The sequence below is a fragment of the Rubrivivax sp. JA1055 genome (assembly GCF_020966565.1).
Lineage (GTDB): Bacteria > Pseudomonadota > Gammaproteobacteria > Burkholderiales > Burkholderiaceae_C > Rubrivivax > Rubrivivax benzoatilyticus.
On the sequence record NZ_JAJKFP010000007.1, the window covers coordinates 348,577 to 374,729 of the forward strand.

Sequence of the window (26,153 nt, forward strand, 5' to 3'; positions counted from 1 at the left end):
CGCAGGCGCTTGGGCCCGCTCCGGCAGGGCTCTCCGGCGCCCGGCGGCGGCGGTTGCCGCCCCACCACGCGGCCCTCGCGTCCCGGCGCCCGGCCCGGGCGGGTGTGGAATCGTGGGGGAGATCCACCTTCCCCCACTGCAGCGCTGCCGCGGCCGTCAAGCCCGGCGTCGCTCACAAACCACTTTCAGTGAGGCTTGCAAGTCCTTCATTCTGAAGCACTTTCCGGCTGCAAAAGTCCTTGCGAGAGCGTCGGTAAGTCCTTGATTCCACTGAATTTTTACGCTTCTGCGCCATTGACCCCGAGCCCGGCGCTCAGGTAGAGTGCAGAAAAGTAGATTTCTGTGGGGTTTCGTGGCTGCATTTGCCTTCCGAGGGGGTCCGGTGCTCACGCTGGACGCGAAGGGACGGGTCACCGTCCCGGCGCGTTGGCGTGACGTGCTGATGTCCACCGTCCAGGGGCAGATGGTGGTCGCGAAGAACCACGCCGGCTGCCTGACGCTGTACCCGCGTCCCGTCTGGGACGCGTTCGAGGCCGAGCTCGTGCGTCTGCCGCTGAAGTACGAAGGGTGGCGGCGCGTGTTCATCGGTTCGGCCACGGAAGTCGAGATCGACGCCGCCTCGCGCGTGCTGGTGCCGCCTGAACTTCGGGCCTGGGCCGGGCTGGAGCGCGAGGTCGTCTTCATGGGCGTCGGCGACAAGTTCGAATTGTGGGACAAGGCCCGCTACGAGGCGGCCGAGGCGCAGACGATCGCCAGCGGCATGCCCGAAGAGCTGCAGAACCAGGTCGCAGGATGACCGCCGTGACGCAGACGGGTCGCGCCCACACGACCGTCTTGCTCGCCGAGGCCGTCGAGGCCCTCGTGACGCAGGCGGACGGCCTCTACGTCGACGGCACCTTCGGCCGCGGCGGCCACACGCGTGCGCTGCTGGCCGCGCTGTCGCCGCGCGCGCGGGTGCTCGCCTTCGATCGCGACCCCGAGGCCATCGCCGCCGCGGCGGCGATCGACGACCCCCGTTTCACGATCTGCCACGCCAGCTTCGGCGCGATGCGCGAGGAACTCGCCGCGCGCGGCGTCGGGCAGGTGCAGGGCGTGCTGCTCGACCTGGGCGTCAGCTCGCCGCAGATCGACACGCCCGAGCGCGGCTTCAGCTTCCGCTTCGACGCGCCGCTGGACATGCGCATGGACACGACCCGCGGCGAGACCGCCGCGGACTTCCTGGCCCGCGCCGACGAGCGCCACATCGCACAGGTGATCCGCGACTATGGGGAAGAACGGTTTGCTCTACAGATTGCAAAGGCGGTTGTTGCTCGCCGGCAGGGCGGGGATCAGCTTCGAACCACCGGGGAGCTTTCCGCGCTCGTGGCTCGTGCAGTCAAAACCCGCGAGCCGGGCCAGGACCCTGCAACGCGCACATTTCAGGCTCTTCGGATTTTCGTCAACGCCGAGCTTGAGGCGCTCGAACAGGGACTGAGCGCCGCGCTGCAGCTGCTCGCGCCGGGCGGCCGTCTGGTCGTCATCAGCTTCCATTCGCTCGAAGACCGCATCGTCAAGAACTTCATCACGCGCGAGAGCCGCGACGAGTTCGACCGGCGTGCGCCGATGGCGCCGCCGCGGGCGCTCAAGCTCAAGGCCCTCGCCCGCGTCAAGCCGGGCGACGACGAAGTGCGCGCCAACCCGCGCGCGCGCTCGGCGGTGATGCGCGTGGCCGAACGCACCGAGGTGCCGGCATGAGCAAGCTGCTCAACGCCGTGCTGCTGGTGCTGCTGCTGGGCAGCGCCTTCGCGCTGGTGCGCAACGCCTACGAGAGCCGGCGCCTGTTCGCGGCGCTGGACCGGGCGAAGAACGAGCAGTTCCAGCTCGAGGCCGACTACAAGCGCCTGGACGCCGAGCGCCAGGCGCAGGCGACCAACCTGCGCGTCGAGCGTGTCGCACGCGAGAAGCTGGCGATGCGCCCGGCCACGCCGGCGGTGACGCAGTACGTCGGCGACGGCGCGGCGCCGGCCGCCTCCGGGGGCGCTCGATGATCGGGCGGCGCAAGAACGGCGGCGCCAGCGTGCGCAGCGTCAACTACGCCACCAGCCCGCTGCTGGCGAGCAAGACGCCGCCGTGGCGCTCGCGTTTCGTCGTCGCGATGGTCGCGCTGTCGTTCGCGCTGCTGCTCGGGCGCGCCGTCTGGGTGCAGGTCGTCGGCAACGACTTCTATCAGAAGCAGGGCGAGAAGCGTTACGCGCACACGCTGTCGCTGCAGGCCAGCCGCGGCCGCGTGCTCGACCGCAACGGCCTGGTGCTGGCGTCGAGCGTGCCGTCGCCGTCGATCTGGGCCATCCCCAAGGACTTCCAGGCCGACGGCGGCGAGCGCCGTGCGCTGGCACGTGCGCTGGGCATGTCGCCGACCGAGCTCGACACGCGGCTGGCCGGCAACCCCAACTTCGTCTGGCTGCGCCGCCAGGCCGACGACGCCACCTGGGACAAGGTCAAGGCCATGGGCCTGAAGGGCGTCTACCAGGTGCGCGAGTACAAGCGCAGCTACCCCGAGGGCGAGTCGGCGGCGCACGTCGTCGGCTTCACCAACGTCGAGGAGCGCGGCCAGGAAGGCATCGAGCTGCGTTTCGACAAGGAGCTGCAGGGCCGCGACGGCCTGCGCGCCGTGGTGCGCGACCGCCTCGGCCGCGTCGTCGAGGACATCGGCGACCAGACCGCCGCGCTCGACGGCCGCGACGTGCAGCTGGCGCTGGACTCCAAGGTGCAGTTCTACGCCTACCAGCGCGTGCGCGACGCCGTCGCCCAGCACGGCGCCAAGGCCGGCAGCGTCGTCGTGCTGGACGCGCTGACCGGCGAGGTGCTGGCGCTGGCCAACTACCCCAGCTACGACCCGGGGCAGCGCCGCAACCTCAGCGGCGCGCAGCTGCGCAACCGCGCGCTGACCGACACCTTCGAGCCCGGCTCGACGATGAAGCCCTTCGTCGCCAGCCTGGCGATGGAGACCGGCCGCGTGTCGCCGTCGACCGTCATCGACACCGCGCCCGGCACGATCACGATCACCGGCTCGACGATCCGCGACTCGCACCCGCACGGCGCGCTCACCGTCGCCCAGGTGATCCAGAAGTCGAGCAACGTCGGCACCGTCAAGATGGCGATGCAGATGCAGCCGCGCGAGATGTGGGAGGTGTTCTCGGCGATCGGCCTGGGGCAGAAGCCGCAGATCGACTTCCCCGGCGCCGTCACCGGCCGGCTGCGCCCGTACAAGACCTGGCGCCCGATCGAGCAGGCGACGATGAGCTACGGCTACGGCCTGTCGGCGAGCCTGCTGCAGATCGCGCGTGCCTACACCGTCTACGCCCGCGACGGCGACATCGTGCCGGTGTCGATGCTGCGCCAGGACGGCCCGGTCGCCGGCGTCAAGGTGTTCGAGCCCGAGACCGCGCGCACGATGCGCGCGATGCTGGGCCTGGTGACCCAGCCCGGCGGCACCGCCACCGCCGCGGCGGCGATCGGCTACTCCACGGGGGGCAAGTCCGGCACCGCGCGCAAGCAGGAAGGCAAGGGCTACACCAACAAGTACCGCTCCTGGTTCGTCGGCATCGCGCCGATCTCCTCGCCGCGCATCGTCGTCGCGGTGATGGTCGACGAACCGAGCAAGGGCGTGTTCTACGGCGGCGCCGTCGCCGGACCGGTTTTCAGCCAGGTCGTGCAGAACACGCTGCGCATGATGGGCGTGCCGCCGGACATCCCGGTGCAGGCGCAGATCGTCGCCGATCCGGCCGCCGCCGAGCAGGAAAGCTTCTGATGCAGATCCCGTCCCAGCCCTTCGTCGTCACCGGGGAGGCCGCATGCCGCTGACGCGCCTGAAGTCCCCCGAGGCCGCCGCCCGCTGGCTCTCGTCCTGGGTCACCGGCACGCTGCGCACCGACAGCCGCCTCGTGCAGCCCGGCGACGCCTTCATCGCCTGGCCGGGTTACGCCAACGACGGCCGCCGCTTCGTCCAGCAGGCGCTGGACGCCGGCGCGTCGACCTGCCTGGTCGAGCTCGACGGCGTCGAGGCCTTCGGCTTCGAGGACGCGCGTGTGGCCACGCTGCCCGACCTGAAGGCCGTCACCGGCGACATCGCCCACGCCTATTTCGAGCATCCGAGCCAGCGGCTGAAGCTCGTCGCCACGACCGGCACCAACGGCAAGACCTCGACCGCCTGGTGGACCGCGCAGGCGCTGACCCGCCTGGGCCAGCGCTGCGGCGTGATGGGCACGCTGGGTGTCGGCGAGCCGGGCGCGGTGCGCGCCACGGGCCTGACGACGCCGGACCCGGTGACGCTGCATGCCGCCTTCCGCGGCTTCGTCGACCAGGGTTTCGCCGCCTGCGCGCTGGAGGCCTCGTCGATCGGCATCGTCGAGCACCGCCTGGACGCCGCCGAGATCGACGTCGCGCTGTTCACCAACTTCACGCGCGACCACCTCGACTACCACGGCACGATGGCCGCGTACTGGGAGGCCAAGCGCCGCCTGTTCGCCTGGCCGGGGCTGAAGGCCGCGGTGATCAACGTCGACGACGAGCAGGGCGCGCGGCTGGCCGCCGAGCCGCTGGCGCTGGACGTCTGGACCTACGCCGTGAACGGCGCGGCGCGCCTCGTGGCGCGCGACGTGCGCTACGTCGACGGCGGCCTGGCCTTCACGCTGCACGAAGGCGATGCCGCGGTCGAAGTGCGCAGCACGCTGATCGGCGAATACAACGTGCACAACCTGCTGGCCGTCATCGGCGGCCTGCGCGCGCTGGGCGTGCCGCTGGCCGACGCCGCGGCCGTCGTGCCGGCGCTGACGCCGGTGCCCGGGCGCATGCAGCGGGTGCCCGGCGGGGACGTCGAGGTCGTCGTCGACTACGCGCACACGCCCGACGCGCTGGAGAAGGTGCTGCAGGCGCTGCGCCCGCTGGCGGCCGCGCGCGGCGGCCGGCTGTGGTGCGTGTTCGGCTGCGGCGGCAACCGCGACGCCACCAAGCGCCCGCTGATGGGCGCCATCGCCGCGCGCCTGGCCGACCGCGTCGTCGCCACCAGCGACAACCCGCGCGACGAGGCGCCGTGTTTCATCCTGTCGCAGATCCTGGCCGGCGTCGCCGGCCACGACGAAGTCGACGTCATCGAGGACCGCCACGAGGCGATCGCCTATGCGGTCGCCAACGCCGCGCCGGGCGACGTCGTGCTGCTGGCCGGCAAGGGCCACGAGGACTACCAGGAGATCAAGGGCGTGCGCCGCCCGTTCTCCGACGAGACCGAGGCGCGTGCCGCGCTGGCGCGCCGCACGGAGGTGCGCGGATGAGGTCGACGCTGGCCCAGGCGCTGCCGTTCGTGCCCGGCGCGACGCTGGTCGGCGACGGCACGACGGCGTTCGCGCGCGTGCACACCGACACGCGCACGCTGCAGCCTGGCGACCTGTTCGTCGCGCTGCGCGGCGAACGTTTCGACGGCCACGAGTTCCTCGCGTCCGCGCGCGAGGCCGGCGCCGTCGCGGCGATCGCCGAACACGGCCTGTCCGATGCGCTGCCCGGCCTGCAGGTGCCCGATGCGCTGGCCGCGCTGCAGCAGCTGGCGGCCGGCTGGCGCGCGCGTTTCACGCTGCCGCTGGTCGCCGTCACCGGCAGCAACGGCAAGACGACGGTCACGCAGATGGTCGCCGCGATCCTGCGCGCCGCGCACGGCGACGCCGCCTTCGCCACGCGCGGCAACCTGAACAACCACATCGGCGTGCCGCTGACGCTGCTCGGGCTGGAGCCGGCGCATGCCGCCGGCGTCGTCGAGCTGGGCATGAACCACCCGGGCGAGATCGCCGAGCTGGCGGCCATCGCCCGGCCGACGATCGCGCTCGTCAACAACGCCCAGCGCGAGCACCAGGAGTTCATGGCCACGGTCGAGGCCGTGGCGCGCGAGAACGGCCAGGCGATCACGATGCTGCCGCCCGCAGGCGTCGCCGTGTTCCCGGCCGACGACGACTACACGCCGCTGTGGCGCGAGCTGGCCGGTGCGCGCCGCACGATCACCTTCGCGCTCGACGGCGCCGCCGACCTGACGGCGCGCGCCACCTGGCAGGGTGATCGCTGGCGCGTCGAGATGGCGACGCCGGCCGGCCCGCTGGTCACCACGCTGGCCGTCGCCGGCCGGCACAACGTGAAGAACGCGCTCGCCGCCGCCGCCTGCGCGCTGGCCGCGGGTGTCGCGCCGGCGGCCATCGCCGCCGGCTTGGCGGCCTTCCAGCCGGTGGCCGGGCGTTCGCAGGCCGCGCGCCTGGCCACGGCGCACGGCGAGATCACGCTGGTGGACGACAGCTACAACGCCAACCCCGACTCGGCGCTGGCCGCCGTCGCCGTGCTGGCGGCGCTGCCAGGCCCGCGCTGGCTGGTGCTGGGCGACATGGGCGAGGTCGGCGAGCGCGGCCCCGAGTTCCATGCCGAGGTCGGCGCCGCGGCGCGGGCCGCCGGCATCGAGACGGTCTGGACCGCCGGCACGCTGTCGCGCCACGTCGGCGCCGATCGTCATTTCGACAACACGTCGGCGCTGGTCGCCGCGCTCGCCGACGCGCCGCAGGCCGCGTCGGTGCTGGTCAAGGGTTCCCGGTTCATGCGGATGGAGCAGGTCGTGCGCGCGTTGAAGGAAGGGGTGCGCTGATGCTGCTCACCCTCAGCCAGTGGCTCCTCTCGCTGTTCCCGGACGAGCTGGGTTTCCTGCGCGTCTTCCAGTACCTCACGTTCCGCGCCGTGCTCGCGGCGATGACGGCGCTCTTGATCGGCCTGGCGCTGGGCCCCTGGGTCATCCGCCGGCTGACCGAGATGAAGATCGGCCAGCCGATCCGCGAGTACGGCGTGCAGACCCACCTGGGCAAACGCGGCACGCCGACGATGGGCGGCGTGCTGGTGCTGCTGGGCATCGCGGTGTCGACGCTGCTGTGGTTCGACTGGAGCAACCGCTTCGTCTGGGTCGTGATGATCGTGACCTTCGGCTTCGGCGCCATCGGCTGGGCCGACGACTACCGCAAGGTCGTGCGCAAGGACCCGGAAGGCATGCGCTCGCGCGAGAAGTTCTTCTGGCAGACGCTGATCGGCCTGTTCGCCGCGGTCTACCTCGCGTTCAGCGTCTCCGAGACCTCGAACCTGCGCGTGCTGGAGCTGTTCGTGCGCTGGGTGACGAGCGGCTTCTCCAACGACCTGCCGCCCAAGGCCGACCTGATCGTGCCGTTCTTCAAGACGGTGAGCTACCCGCTGGGCGTGTTCGGCTTCATCGCGCTGACCTGGTTCGTCATCGTCGGCGCCAGCAACGCCGTCAACTTCACCGACGGCCTGGACGGGCTGGCGATCATGCCGGTGGTGCTGGTCGGCTCGGCGCTGGGCGTCTTCGCCTACGTCACCGGCAACTCGGTGTTCTCGCGCTACCTGCTGCTGCCCTACATCCCGGGGGCCGGCGAGCTGCTGGTGTTCTGCGCCGCGCTGGCCGGCGCGGGGCTGGCCTTCCTGTGGTTCAACGCCAACCCGGCGCAGGTCTTCATGGGCGACGTCGGCGCGCTGGCGCTGGGCGGCGCGCTGGGCACGATCGCCGTCATCACGCGCCAGGAGATCGTGCTCGGGATCATGGGCGGCATCTTCGTCGCCGAGGCGCTGTCGGTGATGGCCCAGGTCGCCTGGTTCAAGTACACGAAGAAGCGCTACGGCGAGGGCCGGCGCATCTTCCTGATGGCGCCGCTGCACCACCACTACGAGAAGAAGGGCTGGACCGAGAGCCAGGTCGTGGTGCGCTTCTGGATCATCACGATGCTGCTGTGCCTGGTCGGCCTGGCCAGCCTGAAGCTGCGGTGAGCACGATGGACCTGCACGACCGCTCCGTCCTCGTGCTCGGCCTCGGCGACTCCGGGCTGGCGATGGCGCGCTGGTGCGCGCGCCACGGCGCGCGCGTGCGCGTCTGGGACTCGCGCGAGAACCCGCCCGGCGCCGCCGCGCTGCGCGAGCACTGCCCCGGCGCCGAGCTGCTGTCGGGCGCGCTGCCGCGCGAGGCCGTCGAGGGCGCCGCGCGCGTGCTGAAGAGCCCCGGGCTGGCGCCGCACGACGCGCGCATCGCCGCGGTGCTGCAGGAGGCGCGGTTCCGCGGCCTGCCGGTGCAGGGCGAGCTCGACCTGTTCGCCGAGGCGCTGGCCGCGCTGAAGGCCGAACGCGGCTACGCGCCGCAGGTCATCGCGATCACCGGCACCAACGGCAAGACGACGACGACGACGCTGACCGGGCTGCTCGTCGAACGCGCCGGGCGCAGCGTCGTGCTGGCCGGCAACATCGGCCCGACGATGCTCGACACGCTGGCCGCGCGGCTGGACGAGCTGCCCGAGGTCTGGGTGCTCGAGCTCTCCAGCTTCCAGCTCGACGGCGTCAGCGGCTTCGAGCCGGCCGCCGCCGCGGTGCTCAACGTCACCCAGGACCACCTGGACTGGCACGGCTCGATGGAGGCCTACGCCGCGGCCAAGGCGCGCGTCTTCGGCCGCGACGCGGTGATGGTCATCAACCGCGACGACCCGCTGGTCGAGGCCATGGTGCCGCCGCCGCCGCCGGCCAAGGGCCGCGCCAAGCCGGTGGGCCGCAGCGTGCAGCGTTTCGGCCTGGACGCGCCGCGCCGCCCCGGCGACTGGGGCCTGGTCGTCGAGAACGGCATGGCCTGGCTGGTGCGGGCGCTGCCGGCCGACGAGACCGTCAAGCTGCGCCGCGACGAGGACCACGAGATCCACCTGCAGCGCCTGATGCCGGCCGACGCGCTGCGCATCCGCGGCCGCCACAACGCCGCCAACGCGCTGGCCGCGCTGGCGCTGGCCACGGCCATCGGCTGCCCGCTCAGCTCCTTGCTGCACGGCCTGCGCGACTACGCCGGCGAGCCGCACCGCGTGCAGTGGATCGGCAACGTCGGCGAGGTCGAGGCCTTCGACGACAGCAAGGGCACGAACGTCGGCGCCACCGTCGCCGCGCTCGACGGCCTGGGCGCCGACAAGACGCCGGCCAAGCTGGTCGTCATCCTCGGCGGCGACGGCAAGGGCCAGGACTTCGCGCCGCTGGCCGCGCCGCTGGCGCGCTGGGCGCGTGCCGTGGCGACCATCGGCCGCGACGCGCCGGCCATCGAGCCGCACGTGCGCGGCCCGGTGCTGGCGCGCCACGCCACGCTGGAGGCCGCCGTCGCCTGGTGCTTCGAGCAGGCCCAGCCGGGCGACGCCGTGCTGCTGAGCCCGGCCTGCGCCAGCATGGACATGTTCCGCAACTACGCCCACCGCGCCGAGGTCTTCGCCGCCGCGGTGCAGGCGCTGGCCGCGGAGAAGGGCCAGGCATGAAGGCCGTCGGCGCGATCCGCGAATGGTGGGCGGCCCGGCGCGAGAGCGTCGGCACGCTGCCGGTGCGCGACCGCGTCGCCGCCGGCGGCCGCCCGGCGACGCTGCGCGCCTTCGACCAGAGTTTCGTCGCCGTCGTCGCGACGCTGCTGCTGCTCGGCCTGGTGATGGTCTATTCGGCGTCGATCGCGCTGCCCGACAACCCGAAGTTCGCCAACTACTCGTCCTCGTACTTCCTGACGCGCCACGTGTTCGCGCTGGCGCTGGGCGCGGTGGTCGCGTTCGCCGTCGTGCAGGTGCCGGTGTCGTTCTGGGAGAAACACGCCGAGAAGATCTTCGTCGTCTCGCTGGTGCTGCTGGTGCTGGTGCTGCTGCCCTTCGTCGGCAAGGTGGTCAACAACTCGCGCCGCTGGATCCCGCTGGGCATCATGAACTTCCAGCCCTCGGAGCTGGCGAAGATCACGATCGCCATGTACGCGGCCAGCTACATGGTGCGCAAGATGGACGTGAAGGAGAACTTCTTCCGTGCCGTCTGGCCGATGGTCGTCGCGGTGGCCTTCATCGGCGCGCTGCTGCTGCGCCAGCCCGACATGGGTGCCTTCATCGTCATCGCGACGGTGGCCATGGGCATCCTGTTCCTGGGCGGCGTCAACGGCCGCATGTTCTTCCTGATCGCCGCGGTGCTGGTCGGCACCTTCGCGACGATCATCGCCTTCGACGACCTGCGCCGCGAGCGCATCCTGGCCTACCTGAACCCCTGGGACCCGGCCTACGCGCAGGGCAAGGCCTACCAGCTGACGCACTCGCTGATCGCCTTCGGCCGCGGCGAGCTCTTCGGCCAGGGGCTGGGCGCCAGCGTCGAGAAGCTGCACTACCTGCCCGAGGCGCACACCGACTTCCTGCTCGCCGTCATCGGCGAGGAGCTGGGTTTCGTCGGCGTCGCCTCGGTCATCGCGCTGTTCTTCTGGCTGACGCGGCGCATCTTCGTCATCGGCCGCCAGGCGATCGCGCTGGACCGCGTCTTCGCCGGGCTGATGGTGCAGGGCGTCGGCATCTGGATGGGCGGCCAGGCCTTCATCAACATGGGCGTGAACCTCGGCGTGCTGCCGACCAAGGGCCTGACGCTGCCGCTGATGAGCTACGGCGGCTCGGCGATCCTGATGAACCTCGTCGCTTTGGCGATCGTCGTGCGGGTCGATATCGAGAACCGCACCTTGATGCGGGGAGGGCGAGCATGAGCACGCGCCACCTCGTCGTGATGGCGGCCGGCACCGGCGGCCACGTCATTCCCGGCATCGCCGTCGCGCGCGAGATGCAGCGCCGCGGCTGGACGGTCAGCTGGCTGGGCACGAAGACCGGCATGGAGAACAAGCTGGTGCCGCCGACCGGCATCACGCTGGACACGATCGGCTTCGCCGGCCTGCGCGGCAAGGGCGCGATGGGCGCGCTGACCGGCGGCCTGCGCCTGCTGAAGGCCTTCGCCGACTGCCTGGGCATCCTGCGCCGGCGCCGCGCCGACGCCGTGCTCGGCATGGGCGGCTACGTCTGCTTCCCCGGCGGGCTGATGGCTTCGCTGCTGTCCAGGCCGCTGGTGCTGGTCAACGCCGACGCCGCGATGCTGCTGTCCAACCGCTCGCTGCTGCCGGTGGCCGACCGCGTCGCCTTCGGCTTCGACGGCGCGGCGGCGCAATCGACGAAGAACGCCGTCGTCACCGGCAACCCGGTGCGCGCCGAGATCGAGGCGCTGCCGGCGCCGGCCGAACGTTATGCCGGCCGCAGCGGCGCGCTGAAGCTGCTCGTCGTCGGCGGCAGCCTGGGCGCCAAGGTGCTCAACGAGACCGTGCCGCAGGCGCTGGCCAAGCTCGCGCCGCACGAGCGTCCGCTCGTCACCCACCAGACCGGCGCCGCCCAGCTCGAGGCCGTCAAGGCCGCCTACGCCGCGGCCGGCGTCGACGCCGAGGTGCTGCCGTTCATCGACGACATGCCGCGCCGCCTGGCCGACTGCGACCTGATGCTGTGCCGCGCTGGCGCGATCACGGTCAGCGAACTGTGCGCCGCCGGCGTTGCATCGATCCTGGTGCCGCTGATCGTCAGCACGACCTCGCACCAGCGTGACAACGCCGAGATGATGGCCGCCCGGGGTGCCGCCAGGCACCTGCCGCAATCCGAACTGAACCCCGAACGCCTCGCCGACGAGCTGCGCGCGCTGGACCGCGCCGCGCTCGCCGCGATGGCCGACCGCGCCCGCGCGCTGGCCCGCCCGCAGGCGGCCGCGCGTGTCGCGGACCTGATCGAGAACCTGAGCAAGCGATGAAACACGCGGTCAAGCAGATCCACTTCGTCGGCGTCGGCGGCGCCGGCATGAGCGGCATCGCCGAGATCCTGCACAACCTGGGCTACCGCGTCACCGGCAGCGACCAGGCCGCCAGCGCGACCACCGAGCGCCTGGCCGCGCTGGGCCTGCGCATCGCCATCGGCCACGACGCCGCCAACATCGAGGGCGCCGACGCCGTCGTCATCTCGACCGCGGTGAAGGGCGACAACCCCGAGGTCATCACCGCCCGTGCGCGCCGCATCCCGGTCGTGCCGCGCGCGGTGATGCTGGCCGAGCTGATGCGCCTGCGCCGCGGCATCGCCATCGCCGGCACGCACGGCAAGACGACGACGACCTCGCTGGTCGCCAGCGTGCTCGCCGAAGCCGGCCGCGACCCGACCTTCGTCATCGGCGGCAAGCTGCTGAGCGCCGGCGCCAACTCGCGCCTCGGTTCGGGCGAGTACATCGTCGTCGAGGCCGACGAGAGCGACGCCTCGTTCCTGAACCTGATGCCGATCATGGCCGTCGTCACCAACATCGACGCCGACCACATGGAGACCTACGGCCACGACCTGTCGCGGCTGCGTTCGGCCTTCGTCGACTTCATCCACCGCATGCCGTTCTACGGCGCGGCCATCGTCTGCGGCGACGACCCCGGCGTGCGCGCGATCATGCCGATGCTGTCGCGCCCGGTCGTCAGCTACGGCCTCGGCGAGGACGTGCAGGTGCGTGCCGTCGACGTCGAGGCGCTGCCCGGCGGGCGCATGAAGTTCACCGCCCAGCGCCGCAACGGCGTCGCGCTGCCCGACCTGTCGATCACGCTGAACCTGCCCGGCGTGCACAACGTCTGCAACGCGCTGGCCGCGATCGCCGTGGCGATGGAGCTGGAGCTGCCCGACGAGCCGACGGTGCGTGCGCTGGCCGGCTTCACCGGCGTCGGCCGGCGCTTCCAGCGCTGGGGCGAGCTGCCGGTGTCGGCGGCGCGCGGCGGCGGCAGCTTCACGCTGATCGACGACTACGGCCACCACCCGGCCGAGATGGCGGCGGTGGTCGCCGCGGCGCGCGGCGCCTTCCCGGGCCGGCGCCTGGTGCTGGCCTTCCAGCCGCACCGCTACACCCGCACGCGCGACTGCTTCGAGGACTTCGTCAAGGTCATGGGCAGCGCCGACGCGGTGCTGCTGACCGAGGTCTACGCCGCCGGCGAGGCGCCGATCGTCGCCGCCGACGGCCGCGCGCTGGCCCGTGCGCTGCGGGTCGCCGGCAAGGTCGACCCGGTGTTCGTCGACGCCATCGCCGAGCTGCCGCAGGCGATCGCCGAGTTCGCGCAGGACGGCGACGTCGTCATCGCGATGGGCGCCGGCTCGATGGGCGGCGTGCCGCAGAAGGTCGTGGAACTGACGCAAGGAGCCGTGGCATGAAACACCTGGGCAAGGTCGCCGTCCTGATGGGCGGATCGAGCGCCGAGCGGCAGGTGTCGCTGATGTCGGGCCACGGCGTGCTCGAGGCGCTGCACCGCGCCGGTGTCGACGCGCACCCGTTCGACCCGGCCGAGCGCGAGCTGGCCGAACTCAAGCACGCCGGCTTCGAACGCGCCTTCATCGCGCTGCACGGCCGCCACGGCGAGGACGGCACGGTGCAGGGCGCGCTGGAGCTGCTGCGCATCCCCTACACCGGCTCCGGCGTGATGGCCAGCGCGATCGCGATGGACAAGGTGATGACCAAGCGCATCTGGGCCGCCGAAGGCCTGCCGACGCCGCGCTGGGCCTGGCTCGCGCCCGATCGCCAGGCGCGCGAGCACGTCGTCGCCGTGCCCGACCAGCTCGGCCTGCCGCTGATCGTCAAGCCGCCGCGCGAGGGCTCGTCGATCGGCATCACCAAGGTCGCCGGCTACTCCGAGATGCAGGACGCGGTGAAGCTGGCGTCCGAGTACGACGCCGACGTGCTCTGCGAGGAGTTCATCGACGGCGAGGAAGTCACCTGCGCGGTGCTCGGCGACGGCGCCTCGGCGCGGGCGCTGCCGGTGATCCGCATCGTCGCGCCGGGCGGCAACTACGACTTCGAGCACAAGTACTTCTCCGAGGAGACCGGCTACCACTGCCCGAGCGGCCTGCCGCCGGCCGAGGAGGCCGAGATCCAGCGCCTGACGCTGGCCGCCTACCGCCTGCTCGGCTGCCGCGGCTGGGGCCGCGCCGACCTGATGATCCGCGCCAGCGACCGCAAGCCCTTCCTGCTGGAGATGAACACCAGCCCGGGCATGACCAGCCACTCGCTGGTGCCGCTGGCCGCGCGCGTGGCCGGCCTGAGCTACGAACAGCTGTGCGTGCACGTGCTCGAGTGCGCCGCGCTGGACCACCCGGGGACCTGAGACGACCATGAGCCGCGCCCCAGCCCTGCCGCTGGCCGAACAACCGGTCGACGTGCGCCTGATGAACGGCGTCGCGGCCGGGGTGTTCGTGCTCGCCGGCGCGGCGCTGCTGGCCGCCGGCGTGGCCTGGCTCTCGCGCGCGCCGCTGTTCACGATCCACGCCGTCGAGATCGACGGCGACCTGGGCCGCAACAGCGTGCACACGATCCGCGCCAACGCGATGCCGCGGCTGCGCGGCAACTTCTTCAGCCTGGACCTGGACCAGGGCCGCGAGGCCTTCGAGGCCGTGCCCTGGGTGCGCAGCGCGGTCGTGCGCCGGGTCTGGCCCGACCGGCTGGCGGTGCGTCTGGAGGAGCACCGCGCGGCCGCCGTCTGGCAGGGCGACGACGGCAACGACCGCCTCGTCAACAGCTACGGCGAACTGTTCGACGCCAATGTCGGCGACGTCGAGGACGACGGCCTGCCGGCGTTCTCCGGTCCCGACGAGGCTGCGGCCTCGGTGCTGGCGATGTACCGCCGGCTGCAGCCGCTGTTCGAGCCGCTGGACGCGGCGATCGGCGAGCTGCATCTGTCGCACCGCGGCTCGTGGCGTGTCGAGCTCGACAGCGGCGCGACGCTGGAACTGGGCCGCGGCAGCGAGGACGAGGTGCTCGCGCGCGCCGCGCGCTTCGTGCGCACGCTGCCCGAGGTGACGGCGCGCTGGCGCGCGCCGCTGGAATACGCCGACCTGCGCCACACCGACGGCTATGCGGTGCGACTGCGTGGCGTGACGACGAAGACGATCAACTGAAGGACAACATGGCCAAGGAATACAAGGATCTCGTCTTCGGCCTGGACATCGGCACCGCCAAGGTCATGGTGGTCGCCGCCGAAGTGCTGCCCGACGGCGAGCTGCGCGTCGCCGGCCTCGGCGTCGCGACGACGCATGGCCTGAAGCGCGGCGTCGTCGTGAACATCGACGCCACGGTGCAGAGCATCCAGCAGGCCTTGAAGGAGGCCGAGATGATGGCCGCCTGCAAGATCGACCGGGTCTACACCGGCATCACCGGCAGCCACATCCGCGGCCAGAACTCCACCGGCATGGTCATCGTGCGCGACAACCGCGAGGTGACGACGGTGGACGTGGCGCGTGTCGTCGAGACCGCCAAGGCGATCAACATCCCCAACGACCAGCGCCTGCTGCTCGTCGAGCCGCAGGAGTTCGTGATCGACGGCCACGAGGTCAAGGAGCCGATCGGCATGAGCGGCTCGCGGCTGGAGGTCAAGGTCCACATCGTGACCGGCGCCCAGAGTGCCGCCGAGAACATCCTGAAGTGCGTGCGCCGCTGCGGCCTGGAGGTCGAGCGCCTGGTGCTCAACCCCAGCGCCAGCGCCGCCGCGGTGCTGACCGACGACGAGAAGTCGCTCGGCGTGGCCGTCGTCGACATCGGCGCCGGCACCACCGACGTGCAGATCTACACCGACGGCAGCGTGCGCCACACCGCGGTGATCCCGATCGCCGGCGACCTGATCACCAGCGACATCGCGATGGCGCTGCGCACGCCGACCAAGGACGCCGAGGAGATCAAGGTCGAGCACGGCGTCGCCAAGCAGCTGCTGGCCGACCCGGCCGACCAGGTCGAGGTGCCGGGTCTGGGCGACCGCGCGCCGCGCATGCTGAGCAAGCAGGCGCTGGCCGGCGTCATCGAGCCGCGTGTCGAGGAGATCTTCACCCTCGTGCACCAGGTCATCCGCGAGAGCGGCTACGAGGAGCTGCTGTCCTCGGGGATCGTCATCACCGGCGGCTCGTCGGTGATGCCCGGGATGATCGAGCTCGGCGAGGACATCTTTCTGAAGCCGGTGCGGCGTGGCCTGCCCACGTACCACGCCGCACTCGGCGACATGGTCGCGAATCCGCGGTCGGCCACCGTCATGGGGCTGCTCGAGGAGGCGCGTCTGGCACGGCAACGCGGTCACAAGGCCGCGGCCCAGGCGGGGTCGGTGACGACGCTGCTCGGCCGCGCCAAGGACTGGTTCCTGGGCAATTTCTGAAGAGGACCCGTGACGAGGTCCCGTTTCCAACCGTCAAGTCAACCGTCTGGCAACTGCATTCACTAGGAGGCTCCACATGCCCATCGAAATGATCGAGGAATTCGACCAAGGCACGCAGATCAAGGTGATCGGCGTCGGCGGCGGCGGCGGCAATGCCGTCGAGCACATGATCGCCCAGGGCGTGCAGGGCGTGGACTTCATCTGCGCCAACACCGACTCGCAGGCCCTGCACCGCAGCGGCGCGGCGACGCTCGTGCAGCTGGGCACCAGCGGCCTGGGCGCCGGCGCCAAGCCCGAGGTCGGCCGCTCGGCCGCCGAGGAGGCCGTCGACCGCATCCGCGAGGCCATCAGCGGCGCGCACATGCTGTTCATCACCGCCGGCATGGGCGGCGGCACCGGCACCGGCGCCGCGCCGGTCATCGCCCGCGTCGCCAAGGAGATGGGCATCCTGACCGTCGGCGTCGTCACCAAGCCCTTCGAGTTCGAGGGCAAGCGCCGCGGCAAGCAGGCCGACGACGGCGTCAGCGAGCTCGAGGCCAACGTCGACAGCCTGATCGTCGTGCTCAACGAGAAGCTGCTCGACGTGATGGGCGAGGACGTGACGCAGGACCAGGCCTTCGCGCACGCCAACGACGTGCTGAAGAACGCCGTCGGCGGCATCAGCGACATCATCCACATCCCCGGTCTCGTCAACGTCGACTTCGAGGACGTGAAGACGGTGATGAGCGAGCCCGGCAAGGCGATGATGGGCACCGCCACCGCCGGCGGCCCGGACCGCGCCACCAAGGCCGCCGACGCCGCGGTGGCCTGCCCGCTGCTCGAAGGCATCGACCTGTCGGGCGCACGCGGCGTGCTGGTGCTGATCGCCGCGAGCAAGGCGACCTTCAAGCTCGCCGAGAGCCGCAACGCGATGAACACCATCCGCCGCTACGCCGCCGACGACGCCCACGTCATCTACGGCACGGCCTACGACGAGAGCCTGGGCGACCAGCTGCGTGTCACCGTCATCGCCACCGGCCTGAGCTCGGCGCGCCGCCAGGAGACCCGCCCGGCGCCGCCGCTGGCCGTGGTGCAGCAGGCCCCGGCCGCGCAGCCGGTGCTGCGCACCGGCACCGACAACCTGCCGATCCTGACCCAGCCGGCGCTCGGCGCCGCCGCGCCGGCCCCGGCGCACGACTACGCCGGGCTGAACACGCCCAGCGTCTGGCGCAGCGGCCGCAGCCAGGCCGCGGCCAAGGTCGACGCGCTGGCCAGCAACGGCATGGACGAGATCGAGATCCCGGCCTTCCTGCGCAAGCAGGCTGACTGAGCCGGGACGTGCAAGGCCGGAAGGCCTTGCACGCCAGGCTCAGGCCCGAGCGCGATTTCACGCGCGAGGGCTGAGCCGGGACGTGCGGTTCGGGAAGGCCTTGCACGCCAGGCTCAGGCCCGAGCGCGATTTCACGCGCGAGGGCTGAGAGCCCAGTTTCAGACGGTTGACCAGACGGGAAGGGGCGGCCCCCAGGGCCGCCCCTTTGTCGTTCCCGCTCCTCCTCCCCCTGTTCAGTAGCGCAGCGCGCCGTCGAGCACGACCTCGGGCCCGCCGGTCCAGGCCGGCACGCGGGTGCCGGCGAAGCGCAGCGTGCGGGCCTGCCGGTCCAGCGTGATGCCCAGTGCCGGCAGGCTGCAGCCCTCGCCGGCACAGGCGTAGTTCAGTCCCATCGCGCCGACGACCCCGGGTGACAGCGTGATGCCGATGGCGTTGACCTGCGTGCCCGGTGTCGCGCCCGGCTCGGCGACGCCGTTGGACATCAGCGTGACCATCAGCTGGTCGCCCGGGCCGCGGCTCCAGATCAGCATCAGCGACGAGCTGCAGCTGCCCGCGTTGCAGGCCGGTGCCTGCGCCGAGGCCGACGCGCTCGCCGGCACGTAGCGCGCGCCGGCCCCGACCGCGTCCGCGGCCGGGCCGCTCAGCGTCAGCGCGTCCTCCACCGGGGCCGCCGCGACCGACAGCACGGCCTCGGCGCTGGTCGTGCTGCCCTCGGCGTTGGAGACCACGACACGGAACACCGCGCCATCGTCCGCGGCGGTCGCCGCCGGCGTCGTGTAGCGATCGTCGGTCGCGCCCGCGATGTCCAGGCCGTCGCGCTGCCACTGGTAGACCAGCGGCGCCGTGCCGCTGGCGCTGACCTCGAACTGCGCCTGCTGGCCTTCCTCGACGCGGGTCGACGCCGGCTGAAACACGATCACCGGCGCGCCGGCCGGCACGACGATGGTGTCGCCGCCGCTGCCACCGCCGCCGCCGCAGGCGGCCAGGGCCGCCGTCAGCATCGCGGCGAGCCACACCCGCCCCACGTCCCGTGCACGACTGGAAACCATCGCTGCGCTCCTTCCTGAATGCCGGCATCCGGCTCCCAGGGTGTAGCGGCGAGGCACTTACTGCCGCGTTACCCGCGCCGCCAGGGCGCGCAAGGCCACGTTGACCGGCTGGCGGTGCAGGAACCCCTCGACGAACGGGGCGGGCACGTGGGGCAGGGCCTCGCGGTGCACCCAGTCCAGCGCCGTGTCCAGGCAGCGGCGGGCGTCGGCGGCGCGTCCGGCGCGGTGGAAGGCCTGCGCGCACAGCAGCAGCTGGCCCGGCAGGTAGTAGGCCGGCGATCGCGCGGCCAGCGCCCGCTGCTCGACACGTTCGGCGGCCACGCCGGCGGCGGCTTCCGGCAGGAACTCGAGCACGCGTGCGGCGGCTTCCGCTGCAAGCGGAAAGAACTCGGCCGCTTCGGCACGCCGCTGCAGCGCCGCCAGCGCCTGCGCATCGCCATCCAGCGCGGCGAGTTCGACGGCTGCCGCGAGGTGGACTTGGTCATCGGGCGGTGCCTGCACCACGGCGTCGTCGAGCAGCGCCCGCGGCACCGCTGCAGTCGCCGCGGCGATCTGGGCGCGCAGCAACTGCTGCCCGGCCCGTGTCGGGCCGGGCGGGAACTCCATCATCCCGTCCAGGCAGCGGTGCGCCCGCGCCGGCTGGCCCAGCGCCAGCCAGACGCGGCCCGTCAGACCCAGGGCGACCGTGCGCTGGACGCCGTTGTCGGCCAGCATCTCGGTGGCCGTCTCCAGCAGTTCCAGCGCCTCGTCGTAACGGCCAGCTCCGGCCAGCCAGTAGCCGAGTGTCGCGCGGTTCCAGCCGACGATCGAACGCGAATGCTCGACGTCGGTGGCCAGACGGTCGGCCTCGCGGCCGTAGGCGATCGCGGCCTGCAGCTCGCCCTGCCGTCCGTGCAGGTTGGACAGGTTCATCAGCGCGCACAGCTGCTCGCCGACGGCGCCCAGCTCGCGGGCCACCGCGAGGTGGGCTTCGGCCACGGGCCGGGCCTCCATGGCCCGGTTCAAGCGCACCAGGATCGCGGCCAGGTTGCCGAGGAAGTCGCATTGCAGCGCCGGGTCGCCGACGCGGTCGATGCGCGAGCGCCACGGTTGCATCAGCGCCAGCGCCTCGTGCACGCGCCCGCGCAGCGCCTCGCCGTGGGCCAGCAGCGCGGTGGCGCGGGCGCGGGTGGCGTCGTCGCCGGCCTCGCGCAGCGCGGCCGCGGCGGTCTCGTGGCCTTCCTCCAGCTGCAGGCCCCACAGCAGCGCCAGCGCCAGCGCGGCCAGCGCCGCCGCTGCCTGCGGCGTGCCGCGGCAGGCCTCGGCCAGCGCCCGGCCTTCGGTGATCGCGGCGGTGCAGGCGCCGCTGTGCAGCACGGCTCCCAGCCGCAATGTGCGCGCCCGCCGGGCCGCGACGGCGTCCCCGGCAGCGTCGTGCTCGTGGGCCGCGTCGGCCAGCAGTTCCGCCTGCTCGCGAGGCCGGCAAGCCCGTTCCGCGAGCCGCGACGCGGCCTCGAATGCCGCCGCCGCCACGGCGTGGCGGCCGGCCTCCCGCCAGTGCCGCGCCACGCGCGCCGGCGCGACGCCGCGTGCGGCCAGCGCCGCCGCCACCTGGCCGTGCGTGTGCCGGGCGATCACCTGCGGGATCGCGGCCAGCACCGCGTCCTGGATCAGGTCGTGCGCGAACTGCTCGCCGCGCAGCACCTGAGCCTGCTCCAGCTCGTGCCAGGCGCCGGCCAGGCGCAGTGCCGGCACGCCCAGCACCTGCTCGGCCAGCGGCAGGTCGAAGTCGGGCGTCGCGATGGCCGCCACGCGGGCCAGTGCCAGCGCCTCGGGCGACAGCCGTGCAAGCCTCAGCTCGACCAGGTGCGCCAGCGCACGCGGCACCGGCAGCGTGCCTTCGGGCAGGCCGTCGCGCCAGGCGGCGCGCAGCGTCTCCAGCACGAACAGCGGGTTGCCGCCGCAGCGCTGCAGCAATTGGTCGGCCAGGGCCCGCGACTGCGGCGGCGCCACGTCCAGACCCTGCAGCAGCTCGGCGAGTTCGCTGGCTTCCAGCGGCCCGAGCAGCAGGCGGCGCGTGCCGCCGCTCTCGAGCAGCGCCGCCAGTGCGTCCTCGGCGCCGTGGGGTGGCGGCCGCCGGGCGAGGATCCAGCGCAGTGCAGGTTCAACGGCCAGTGCCAGCAGCGTCTCGATGCTCGCGCGGTCGGCGAAGTGCAGGTCATCGACGGCGACGACGCGCAGGGCCTGCCGCTGCGCCGCCAAGAGCGCGTGCCGCAGCAGCGCGGGCATGCGCTCGGGACGCGCCGGCGCCGTCTCGGCCTCGGCCGGGGCCAGGCGCTGCAGCAGCCGCATCAGCGTCGCGTAGGGCACGCCTTCGTCGCCGGGCCGGGCCTGTACGTGCAGGGCGTCGGCCCGGCCGGCCAGATGCTCCTGCAGCAGCCGCGTCTTGCCGATGCCGGCGTCGCCGACCAGCAGCAGTACGGCGCCGTCGCGCTCGGCGGCCGCGAGCTCGGCCAGCGCCTCGCGCCGGCCGGCCAGCCGGGGCGGGCGCAGCAGCGCGGCGGGCACCGGCCGCACCGGCGCCAGTTCGCCGCCGCGACCGCGTTCGACCGTGCTCAGCAGGGCGCGTGTCTCGGCGTCGGGCGTCAGCCCCAGTTCGTCCTTCAGCAGCCGCTCGCAGCGCTCGAACGCCGCCACCGCGCCGGCGCGGTCGCCGCGCAGGTGGTGCAGGCGCATCAGGCGGCGGTGGGCGTGTTCGCTCAGCGGCTCCAGCGCCAGCAGGCGTTCGGCGCAGCGCAGCGCGAGCACCAGCGCGCCGTCGCGTTCGGCCGCCGCGGCGCGGGCTGCCAGCGCCTCGCGCCAGGCAGCGCCGCGCGCGGCGCGCTGATGCTCCAGCCACTCGGCCAAGGCCGGCCGGTGGGTGAAGTCGCAGCCCGCCAGCCATTCGCCCGGCTCGGCTTCGGGGGCGGCGGCGAGCGCTGCGAAGTCCTCGGGCGGCAGTTCCAGGTCGGCGGCCAGCACGAAGTGTGTGCCGGTCTCGACCAGGCGGGCGCCGGTGGTGCGGCGCAGCCGGTGCACACGCTGGTGCAGGTTGTTCAGCGCACCACGCTCGCCGGCGTCGGGCCAGACAAGCAGCGCGACCTGGCGGCTGTCGCGGCCTTCGGGCGCGGCGGCCAGTGCCAGCCAGGCGGCGTCGAGCGCGATCAGCGCCAGCGTGCGCCCCTGCGGCTGGGCCTCGAGCAACTGCGGCGCGCCGCCCAGCCGCAGCCGCCAGCCGGCCGGCGGCGCGGGCTCAGCCATCGTGCCGGTGGCGGCCCGGTGCCGGGCGGCAGGCTGTGGGGAGCATTCGTGGTCCTCCTTGCGCACGGGGGGGCGGCCGGGACGGTGTACACGCTGGGCGCTTACCCACCTCTTATCGGCCGCCGCTCAGCATGCCCAGGCGGCGCGGGAGACGACATCCCACGTCCCGGGAAACAAAAACGGCCGCCCGAAGGCGGCCGTTGCCGGGAATGTGGACGCTCAGAGCGCCTGCACGGCCTGGCTGCGCGCGAAGGTGCCGGCGGTGGCGTTCTGCGCGTCCATGCAGCGGCCTTCTTCGGCCGGCGCGGCGCGCAGCACGTCCAGCGCGACCTGCTGCGCCTGGGCCTTGGGCGTGCCCAGCGCCTGCAGCGAGCGCACAGCGAAGGCGTCGGCCTGCAGCTCGAAACGCTTGTTCAGCCCGGCGACCAGGCAGGTGCCGACGCCCAGGCCGGCGTCGACGGCGGCGCCGCTGGCCACGACCGAGGCGCTGATCGTCGGCAGCATGCCGAAGCCCAGCACGCTGGTGGCGTAGAAGCCGGTGGACAGCAGGCGCAGCGCGGCGGTGCGCGTGCCGTGGCGGTAGACGCCGTGGCCGAGCTCGCGCGACAGCGAGAAGGTCAGCGCGTCGGGCGTGGCCTGGTCGGCCAGCGTGGTGCTGACGGTGACGACGTAGTGCGGCGCGCGCAGGCGGCTCTGCTGCAGGTCGGTGGCGGGCTTGCCGTCGGCCGGGTCGACGGCCGAGACGATCACGTCGCCGAGCCAGTCGCGGTCCATCCAGCCGTCGTCGTTGACACGCTGGGCGGCGGCGATGGCGCGGCAGGCCGGCGCGCGCAGACGCTCCAGGCGTGCCGGTGCGGGCTTGGCCGATTCGTCGACGAGCAGCACCGAGAGCTGGCCGGGCGCGAGCGACAGGCCGGCGACGGCGGCACAGTCGACACGTTCGGCGAGGTACTTGGGCGTGCTCGCGGGGACGGCAGGCGTGGTGGCGAGCAGGGCCGGTGCGGCCAGGGCCGTCACGGCCACTGCTCTGGTTGTGTACTTCATGAGGTCCTTCCTTACGGCTGCGGGTGTGGCTGCCTGCGTGCCACGGTGGGCTTGCCAGTTCGTGAAATCGCCTGTCAAGCTGCCGTTACAGTCTAACGACTGCTTTCAATCAAGCCTCTGGAGCCAAGTCAAAGGACTTGTCGCAACGCAGGATTGCGGCGCCTGTCAGGCGTCTTGCGCCCGAATCGGCTTGAAGGCGGCCGACGGGCGACGCAAGGCCGCGCGGCGCTGTCGCGGCGCTGTCTTAAGACCAGCTTCACCTCGCACGCGCAGCATGACGGCATCGAATCCCGAGAGTCCGTCATGAAAACGATCCGCACCACCTTCGTCGCGCTCGCCGCCGGGCTGAGCGTGTTGTGGCTGGCGGCCGAGGCGTCCGCGCTGGCGGCCGCGCAAGGTGTCTTCCCCTGGCGCAACCTGCTGGTGCAGTACAGCGGCGTGCTGGGCATGGGGCTGATGAGCGCCGGCATGCTGCTGGCGCTGCGCCCGGCCTGGCTGGACGAACGCCTGCACGGCCTGGACAAGGGCTACCGACTGCACAAGTGGCTGGGCATCGCCGGGCTGGTGCTGTCGGTGGCGCACTGGCTGTTCGCCAAGGGGCCGAAGTGGCTGGTGCAGGCCGGCTGGCTGGAGCGCCCGCAGCGCGGCCCGCGGCCCCAGCTCGAGCCCGACAGCCTGCTCGCGCTGATGCAGGGCCTGCGCCACCCGGCCGAGGAGGTCGGCGAATACGCCTTCTACGTGATGCTGGCGCTGATCGCGATCGCGCTGATCAAGCGTTTCCCGTACCGGCGCTTCTTCCAGACCCACCGTGCGATGGCGCTCGTGTACCTGGTGCTCGTCTTCCACTCGGTGGTGCTGACCAAGCCCGAGTACTGGCTGCAGCCGGTGGGCCTGGTGCTGGCCGCGCTGATGGCGGTGGGCACGGTGTCGGCCTTCATGAGCCTGGCGTGCCGCATCGGCCGTGCGCGCCGTGTCGAAGGCCGGGTCGAGAGCGTCGAGTTCCTGCCCGGCACCCAGGTCACCGCGGTGACGGTGAAGCTGGCCGACGGCTGGCGCGGCCACGACGCCGGCCAGTTCGCCTTCGTCACCTTCGACGCCGCCGAAGGCGCGCACCCGTTCACGATCGCCTCGGCCTGGGCGGGCGACGGCCGGCTGCGTTTCCTCATCAAGGCGCTGGGCGACTACACGCGCACGCTGCCGCAGGCGCTGAAGGCCGGCGACGCGGTGGCGGTGGAAGGCCCCTACGGCCGCTTCCGCTTCGAGGGCCGGCAGCGGCGGCAGGTGTGGATCGGCGCGGGCATCGGCGTCACGCCCTTCGTCGCCCGCCTGCAGGCGCTGGCGCGCCAGCCCGATGGCCGCACGATCGACATGTTCCACCCGACGGCCGCCGTCGACGCCACCGCGCTGGCGCGGCTGGCGGCCGACGCCGGCGCCGCCGGCGTGCGCCTGCACGTGCTGCAGGACGCCCGCGACGGCCGCCTGGACGCCGCCCGGCTGCGCCAGCTGGTGCCCGACTGGCTGCACGCCGACTTCTGGTTCTGCGGCCCGGCGGCCTTCGGCGAGGCCCTGAAGCGCGACCTGGCCGCCGCCGGCCTGCCGCCGGGGCGTTTCCACCAGGAGCTGTTCGAGATGCGCTAGGGGGCTCCGGCATCGCCAGCCGATGGCAAAGTGCCCTGCGAGGTTGCCCGCGAGGCGGCGTGCAGGGAGAGCCCATCATGGCAAACGACAGCGAGGTCCGGGTTTCGGCCGGCGGCCTGACCCTCAAGCTCTACCGCGGCGAAGGAGCCTGCCTGCTGGCCTTCGATCTGGCCGCCGAGCAGGCGACGCGCGACTTCGTCGGCTTCTCGGTCGAGGTGCGCTACCCCGGCTCGACCCGCTGGGGTGCGCTGCGCAACCGGCTGCATTTCGACTACCCCCCGCGGCAGGAGCTGCCCCGCTCGTACAAGTCGACCGAGGCGCCATTCCAGACCTTCCGCTGGGTCCACGTTCCGACCGACGTCTCGGCGCCCGGGGTCTTCGAGTACCGCGTCGCCGCCTGCTACATGGACGCGGCCGGCGCGGTCGCGCCCCGCGCCAGCGTTCAGGCCTCGATCTCGCTGCAGCCGCGCACCATCGCGTCCTTCCTCGACGTCGCCTTCACGCGCGGCTTCGCGTCCTCGCAGGCCTACGCCGACCGTTTCCACAACGAGACCGGCATCCTGCCGCCGAGGGGCGCGCCCGGCTCCGCCAGCCTGCAACACGACATGAGTCCGTACGAGGCCGAGTACGCCTGGCTGGGCTTCGAGGCGCGACGCCTGATCTACCGCGTGCTCGACGAGGCCGCGGCTGATGCGTCGCTGACGCTGGACGCGCTGATCTACGAACTGCGCGAGCCGGCGATCCTGGCGCGGCTCGAAGCGCTGGGCCCGCGGCTGCGTGCGGTCGTCGACGACCACGACGAGATGGGCGCCGCCGACAGCGCCGAGAGCCTGGCCTGCGTCAGGCTCGCCGCCGCCGGCGCCCGGGTCAGGCGCCTGCACTTCGGCCGCCAGCAGCACCACAAGGTCTTCGTCGTGCGTCGCGACGGCGTGCCGGTGCGCGCGCTCGGCGGCTCGACCAACTTCTCGTTGCGCGGCCTGTACATCCAGGCCAACAACGTGCTGCTGTTCGACGGCGAAGCCGCCGCGGGGCCGTTCGGGGCGCTGTTCGACGCCTGCTGGACATCACCGTCCAGCTTCCGCCGCAAGACCATCTCGCAGCAATGGCACGTCATCCGCAACGAACCGGGCTCCCGCGTCGCCGTCTCGTTCTCCCCGAAGCGCGACGCCTCGCTGTCGCTGGCCCCGGTGGCCCAGGCCATCGAGCAGGCGCGCAGCTCGGTGCTCTATTCGGTGGTCTTCCTCAACCAGATCGGCGGCCAGGTGCGGCAGGCCCTGGACGATCTGATGCAGCGCTCGCTGTTCTCCTACGGCGTCGCGCAGCGCACCAGCGGCCTGACGGTGCACAAGCCCGACGGTTCACGCGGTCTGCTGCCCTTCGCCTGGCTGGCCGATAACGCGCCCGTGCCGTTCAAGACCGAGTGGTCCGGTGATGCCGAGGGCCAGTCGAACATGGTTCATCACAAGTTCGTCGTCGTCGACTTCAACACCGAGAACCCGGTCGTGTTCACTGGTTCGTCCAACCTGTCCGCGGGCGGCGAACTCGACAACGGCGACCATCTGATCCGCCTGGAAGACCGCAGCGTGGCAACCGCCTATGCCATCGAGGCCTTGCGGCTGTTCGACCATTTCCACTTCCGCGTCGCCGCGCGCGAACGCGATGCGCAGAAGACGCTGCGTCTGCAGAAGCCGCCCGCACCGGGAGGCCGCACCTGGTTCGCGCCGTACTACCTGGTCAGCCACGTCAAGGAACGCGACCGCCTGCTCTTCTCGTCTTGAAGCGCCTTGCG

General features: G+C 72.4%; 20 protein-coding genes. 17 read left to right on the plus strand and 3 right to left on the minus strand.

The genetic code is table 11. From position 1 onward, the window contains the following. Nucleotides 1–352 precede the first annotated feature (352 nt). From mraZ to ftsZ, 15 genes are all read left to right on the plus strand, one after another. The gene (gene mraZ / locus LOC65_RS18185) at nt 353–796 is read left to right on the plus strand and encodes a division/cell wall cluster transcriptional repressor MraZ (RefSeq protein WP_029718671.1); all 444 of its coding nucleotides are present in this window, start codon (nt 353–355) and stop codon (nt 794–796) included. Beyond that, complete coding sequence (rsmH, locus tag LOC65_RS18190; protein WP_009858073.1) at nt 793–1,734, plus strand: 16S rRNA (cytosine(1402)-N(4))-methyltransferase RsmH; 942 nt, start codon at nt 793–795, stop codon at nt 1,732–1,734. The genes mraZ and rsmH overlap by 4 nt, the downstream gene beginning before the upstream one ends. Next, entirely contained in the window at nt 1,731–2,027 is a 297-nt protein-coding gene (gene ftsL / locus LOC65_RS18195) for a cell division protein FtsL (protein ID WP_009858072.1), read from the plus strand. Before rsmH ends, ftsL begins: the two co-directional genes overlap by 4 nt. Next, a complete protein-coding gene (locus LOC65_RS18200; protein WP_009858071.1) occupies nt 2,024–3,790 on the plus strand; it encodes a penicillin-binding protein 2 in 1,767 nt (588 codons plus the stop codon). Before ftsL ends, LOC65_RS18200 begins: the two co-directional genes overlap by 4 nt. A gap of 43 nt (nt 3,791–3,833) precedes the next feature. Next, a complete protein-coding gene (locus LOC65_RS18205) occupies nt 3,834–5,309 on the plus strand; it encodes a UDP-N-acetylmuramoyl-L-alanyl-D-glutamate--2,6-diaminopimelate ligase (RefSeq protein ID WP_230248587.1) in 1,476 nt (491 codons plus the stop codon). Then, nucleotides 5,306–6,652 (plus strand): UDP-N-acetylmuramoyl-tripeptide--D-alanyl-D-alanine ligase, encoded by a 1,347-nt coding sequence (murF, locus tag LOC65_RS18210; RefSeq protein WP_230248588.1) that lies wholly within the window; start codon nt 5,306–5,308, stop codon nt 6,650–6,652. Before LOC65_RS18205 ends, murF begins: the two co-directional genes overlap by 4 nt. Continuing rightward, entirely contained in the window at nt 6,652–7,833 is a 1,182-nt protein-coding gene (gene mraY / locus LOC65_RS18215; protein ID WP_009858068.1) for a phospho-N-acetylmuramoyl-pentapeptide-transferase, read from the plus strand. The genes murF and mraY overlap by 1 nt, the downstream gene beginning before the upstream one ends. 5 nt (nt 7,834–7,838) lie before the next feature. Continuing rightward, a complete protein-coding gene (gene murD, locus LOC65_RS18220) occupies nt 7,839–9,338 on the plus strand; it encodes a UDP-N-acetylmuramoyl-L-alanine--D-glutamate ligase (protein ID WP_230248592.1) in 1,500 nt (499 codons plus the stop codon). Continuing rightward, nucleotides 9,335–10,573, plus strand: coding sequence for a putative lipid II flippase FtsW (gene ftsW, locus LOC65_RS18225; protein ID WP_206023518.1), 1,239 nt, complete (start codon nt 9,335–9,337; stop codon nt 10,571–10,573). Before murD ends, ftsW begins: the two co-directional genes overlap by 4 nt. Then, nucleotides 10,570–11,649 carry an undecaprenyldiphospho-muramoylpentapeptide beta-N-acetylglucosaminyltransferase gene (murG, locus tag LOC65_RS18230; RefSeq protein ID WP_230248594.1) on the plus strand — a complete coding sequence of 360 codons (1,080 nt, stop codon included), beginning with the start codon at nt 10,570–10,572 and terminating at the stop codon, nt 11,647–11,649. Before ftsW ends, murG begins: the two co-directional genes overlap by 4 nt. Then, nucleotides 11,646–13,067: a UDP-N-acetylmuramate--L-alanine ligase gene (murC, locus tag LOC65_RS18235; protein WP_230248595.1), complete on the plus strand. Its 1,422-nt coding sequence runs from the start codon at nt 11,646–11,648 to the stop codon at nt 13,065–13,067. The genes murG and murC overlap by 4 nt, the downstream gene beginning before the upstream one ends. Beyond that, on the plus strand, nt 13,064–14,014 hold the full coding sequence (locus tag LOC65_RS18240; RefSeq protein WP_230248597.1) for a D-alanine--D-alanine ligase: 951 nt from the start codon (nt 13,064–13,066) through the stop codon (nt 14,012–14,014). The genes murC and LOC65_RS18240 overlap by 4 nt, the downstream gene beginning before the upstream one ends. Before the next feature lie 7 nt (nt 14,015–14,021). Continuing rightward, nucleotides 14,022–14,804 (plus strand): cell division protein FtsQ/DivIB, encoded by a 783-nt coding sequence (locus LOC65_RS18245; RefSeq protein ID WP_009858062.1) that lies wholly within the window; start codon nt 14,022–14,024, stop codon nt 14,802–14,804. Between the two features lie 8 nt (nt 14,805–14,812). After that, entirely contained in the window at nt 14,813–16,045 is a 1,233-nt protein-coding gene (gene ftsA, locus LOC65_RS18250) for a cell division protein FtsA (protein ID WP_009858061.1), read from the plus strand. Between the two features lie 76 nt (nt 16,046–16,121). Then, nucleotides 16,122–17,354 (plus strand): cell division protein FtsZ, encoded by a 1,233-nt coding sequence (ftsZ, locus tag LOC65_RS18255; protein ID WP_009858060.1) that lies wholly within the window; start codon nt 16,122–16,124, stop codon nt 17,352–17,354. Between the two features lie 233 nt (nt 17,355–17,587). On the opposite strand, the gene LOC65_RS18260 is transcribed toward ftsZ, so the two are convergent. The 3 genes from LOC65_RS18260 to LOC65_RS18270 form a co-directional block, all read right to left on the minus strand. Continuing rightward, nucleotides 17,588–18,355, minus strand: coding sequence for an immunoglobulin domain-containing protein (locus tag LOC65_RS18260; RefSeq protein ID WP_230248598.1), 768 nt, complete (start codon nt 18,353–18,355; stop codon nt 17,588–17,590). A 105-nt stretch (nt 18,356–18,460) separates the two neighbouring features. Next, nucleotides 18,461–21,682 (minus strand): BTAD domain-containing putative transcriptional regulator, encoded by a 3,222-nt coding sequence (locus LOC65_RS18265; protein ID WP_230248600.1) that lies wholly within the window; start codon nt 21,680–21,682, stop codon nt 18,461–18,463. A 219-nt stretch (nt 21,683–21,901) separates the two neighbouring features. Beyond that, on the minus strand, nt 21,902–22,726 hold the full coding sequence (locus tag LOC65_RS18270; RefSeq protein ID WP_206026548.1) for a M48 family metalloprotease: 825 nt from the start codon (nt 22,724–22,726) through the stop codon (nt 21,902–21,904). 303 nt (nt 22,727–23,029) lie between these two features. On the opposite strand from LOC65_RS18270, the gene LOC65_RS18275 reads away from it, so the two are divergent. Beyond that, nucleotides 23,030–24,364 (plus strand): ferric reductase-like transmembrane domain-containing protein, encoded by a 1,335-nt coding sequence (locus LOC65_RS18275; RefSeq protein ID WP_230248602.1) that lies wholly within the window; start codon nt 23,030–23,032, stop codon nt 24,362–24,364. Nucleotides 24,365–24,441: 77 nt separating this feature from the next. Further along, nucleotides 24,442–26,142, plus strand: a complete 1,701-nt coding sequence (locus tag LOC65_RS18280) for a phospholipase D-like domain-containing protein (protein WP_230248603.1) — start codon at nt 24,442–24,444, stop codon at nt 26,140–26,142. Nucleotides 26,143–26,153: the final 11 nt, after the last annotated feature.

Coding starts and splice junctions, on each gene's coding strand:
- LOC65_RS18265 (WP_230248600.1), bottom strand. CDS start 21,682: ATGGCTGAGCCCGCGCCGCCGGCCGGCTGGCGGCTGCGGCTGGGCGGC.
- LOC65_RS18280 (WP_230248603.1), top strand. CDS start 24,442: ATGGCAAACGACAGCGAGGTCCGGGTTTCGGCCGGCGGCCTGACCCTC.
- ftsL (WP_009858072.1), top strand. CDS start 1,731: ATGAGCAAGCTGCTCAACGCCGTGCTGCTGGTGCTGCTGCTGGGCAGC.
- ftsA (WP_009858061.1), top strand. CDS start 14,813: ATGGCCAAGGAATACAAGGATCTCGTCTTCGGCCTGGACATCGGCACC.
- ftsW (WP_206023518.1), top strand. CDS start 9,335: ATGAAGGCCGTCGGCGCGATCCGCGAATGGTGGGCGGCCCGGCGCGAG.
- murD (WP_230248592.1), top strand. CDS start 7,839: ATGGACCTGCACGACCGCTCCGTCCTCGTGCTCGGCCTCGGCGACTCC.
- mraY (WP_009858068.1), top strand. CDS start 6,652: ATGCTGCTCACCCTCAGCCAGTGGCTCCTCTCGCTGTTCCCGGACGAG.
- LOC65_RS18260 (WP_230248598.1), bottom strand. CDS start 18,355: ATGCTGACGGCGGCCCTGGCCGCCTGCGGCGGCGGCGGTGGCAGCGGC.
- ftsZ (WP_009858060.1), top strand. CDS start 16,122: ATGCCCATCGAAATGATCGAGGAATTCGACCAAGGCACGCAGATCAAG.
- murG (WP_230248594.1), top strand. CDS start 10,570: ATGAGCACGCGCCACCTCGTCGTGATGGCGGCCGGCACCGGCGGCCAC.
- rsmH (WP_009858073.1), top strand. CDS start 793: ATGACCGCCGTGACGCAGACGGGTCGCGCCCACACGACCGTCTTGCTC.
- LOC65_RS18200 (WP_009858071.1), top strand. CDS start 2,024: ATGATCGGGCGGCGCAAGAACGGCGGCGCCAGCGTGCGCAGCGTCAAC.
- LOC65_RS18205 (WP_230248587.1), top strand. CDS start 3,834: ATGCCGCTGACGCGCCTGAAGTCCCCCGAGGCCGCCGCCCGCTGGCTC.
- murC (WP_230248595.1), top strand. CDS start 11,646: ATGAAACACGCGGTCAAGCAGATCCACTTCGTCGGCGTCGGCGGCGCC.
- murF (WP_230248588.1), top strand. CDS start 5,306: ATGAGGTCGACGCTGGCCCAGGCGCTGCCGTTCGTGCCCGGCGCGACG.
- LOC65_RS18275 (WP_230248602.1), top strand. CDS start 23,030: ATGAAAACGATCCGCACCACCTTCGTCGCGCTCGCCGCCGGGCTGAGC.
- LOC65_RS18240 (WP_230248597.1), top strand. CDS start 13,064: ATGAAACACCTGGGCAAGGTCGCCGTCCTGATGGGCGGATCGAGCGCC.
- LOC65_RS18245 (WP_009858062.1), top strand. CDS start 14,022: ATGAGCCGCGCCCCAGCCCTGCCGCTGGCCGAACAACCGGTCGACGTG.
- LOC65_RS18270 (WP_206026548.1), bottom strand. CDS start 22,726: ATGAAGTACACAACCAGAGCAGTGGCCGTGACGGCCCTGGCCGCACCG.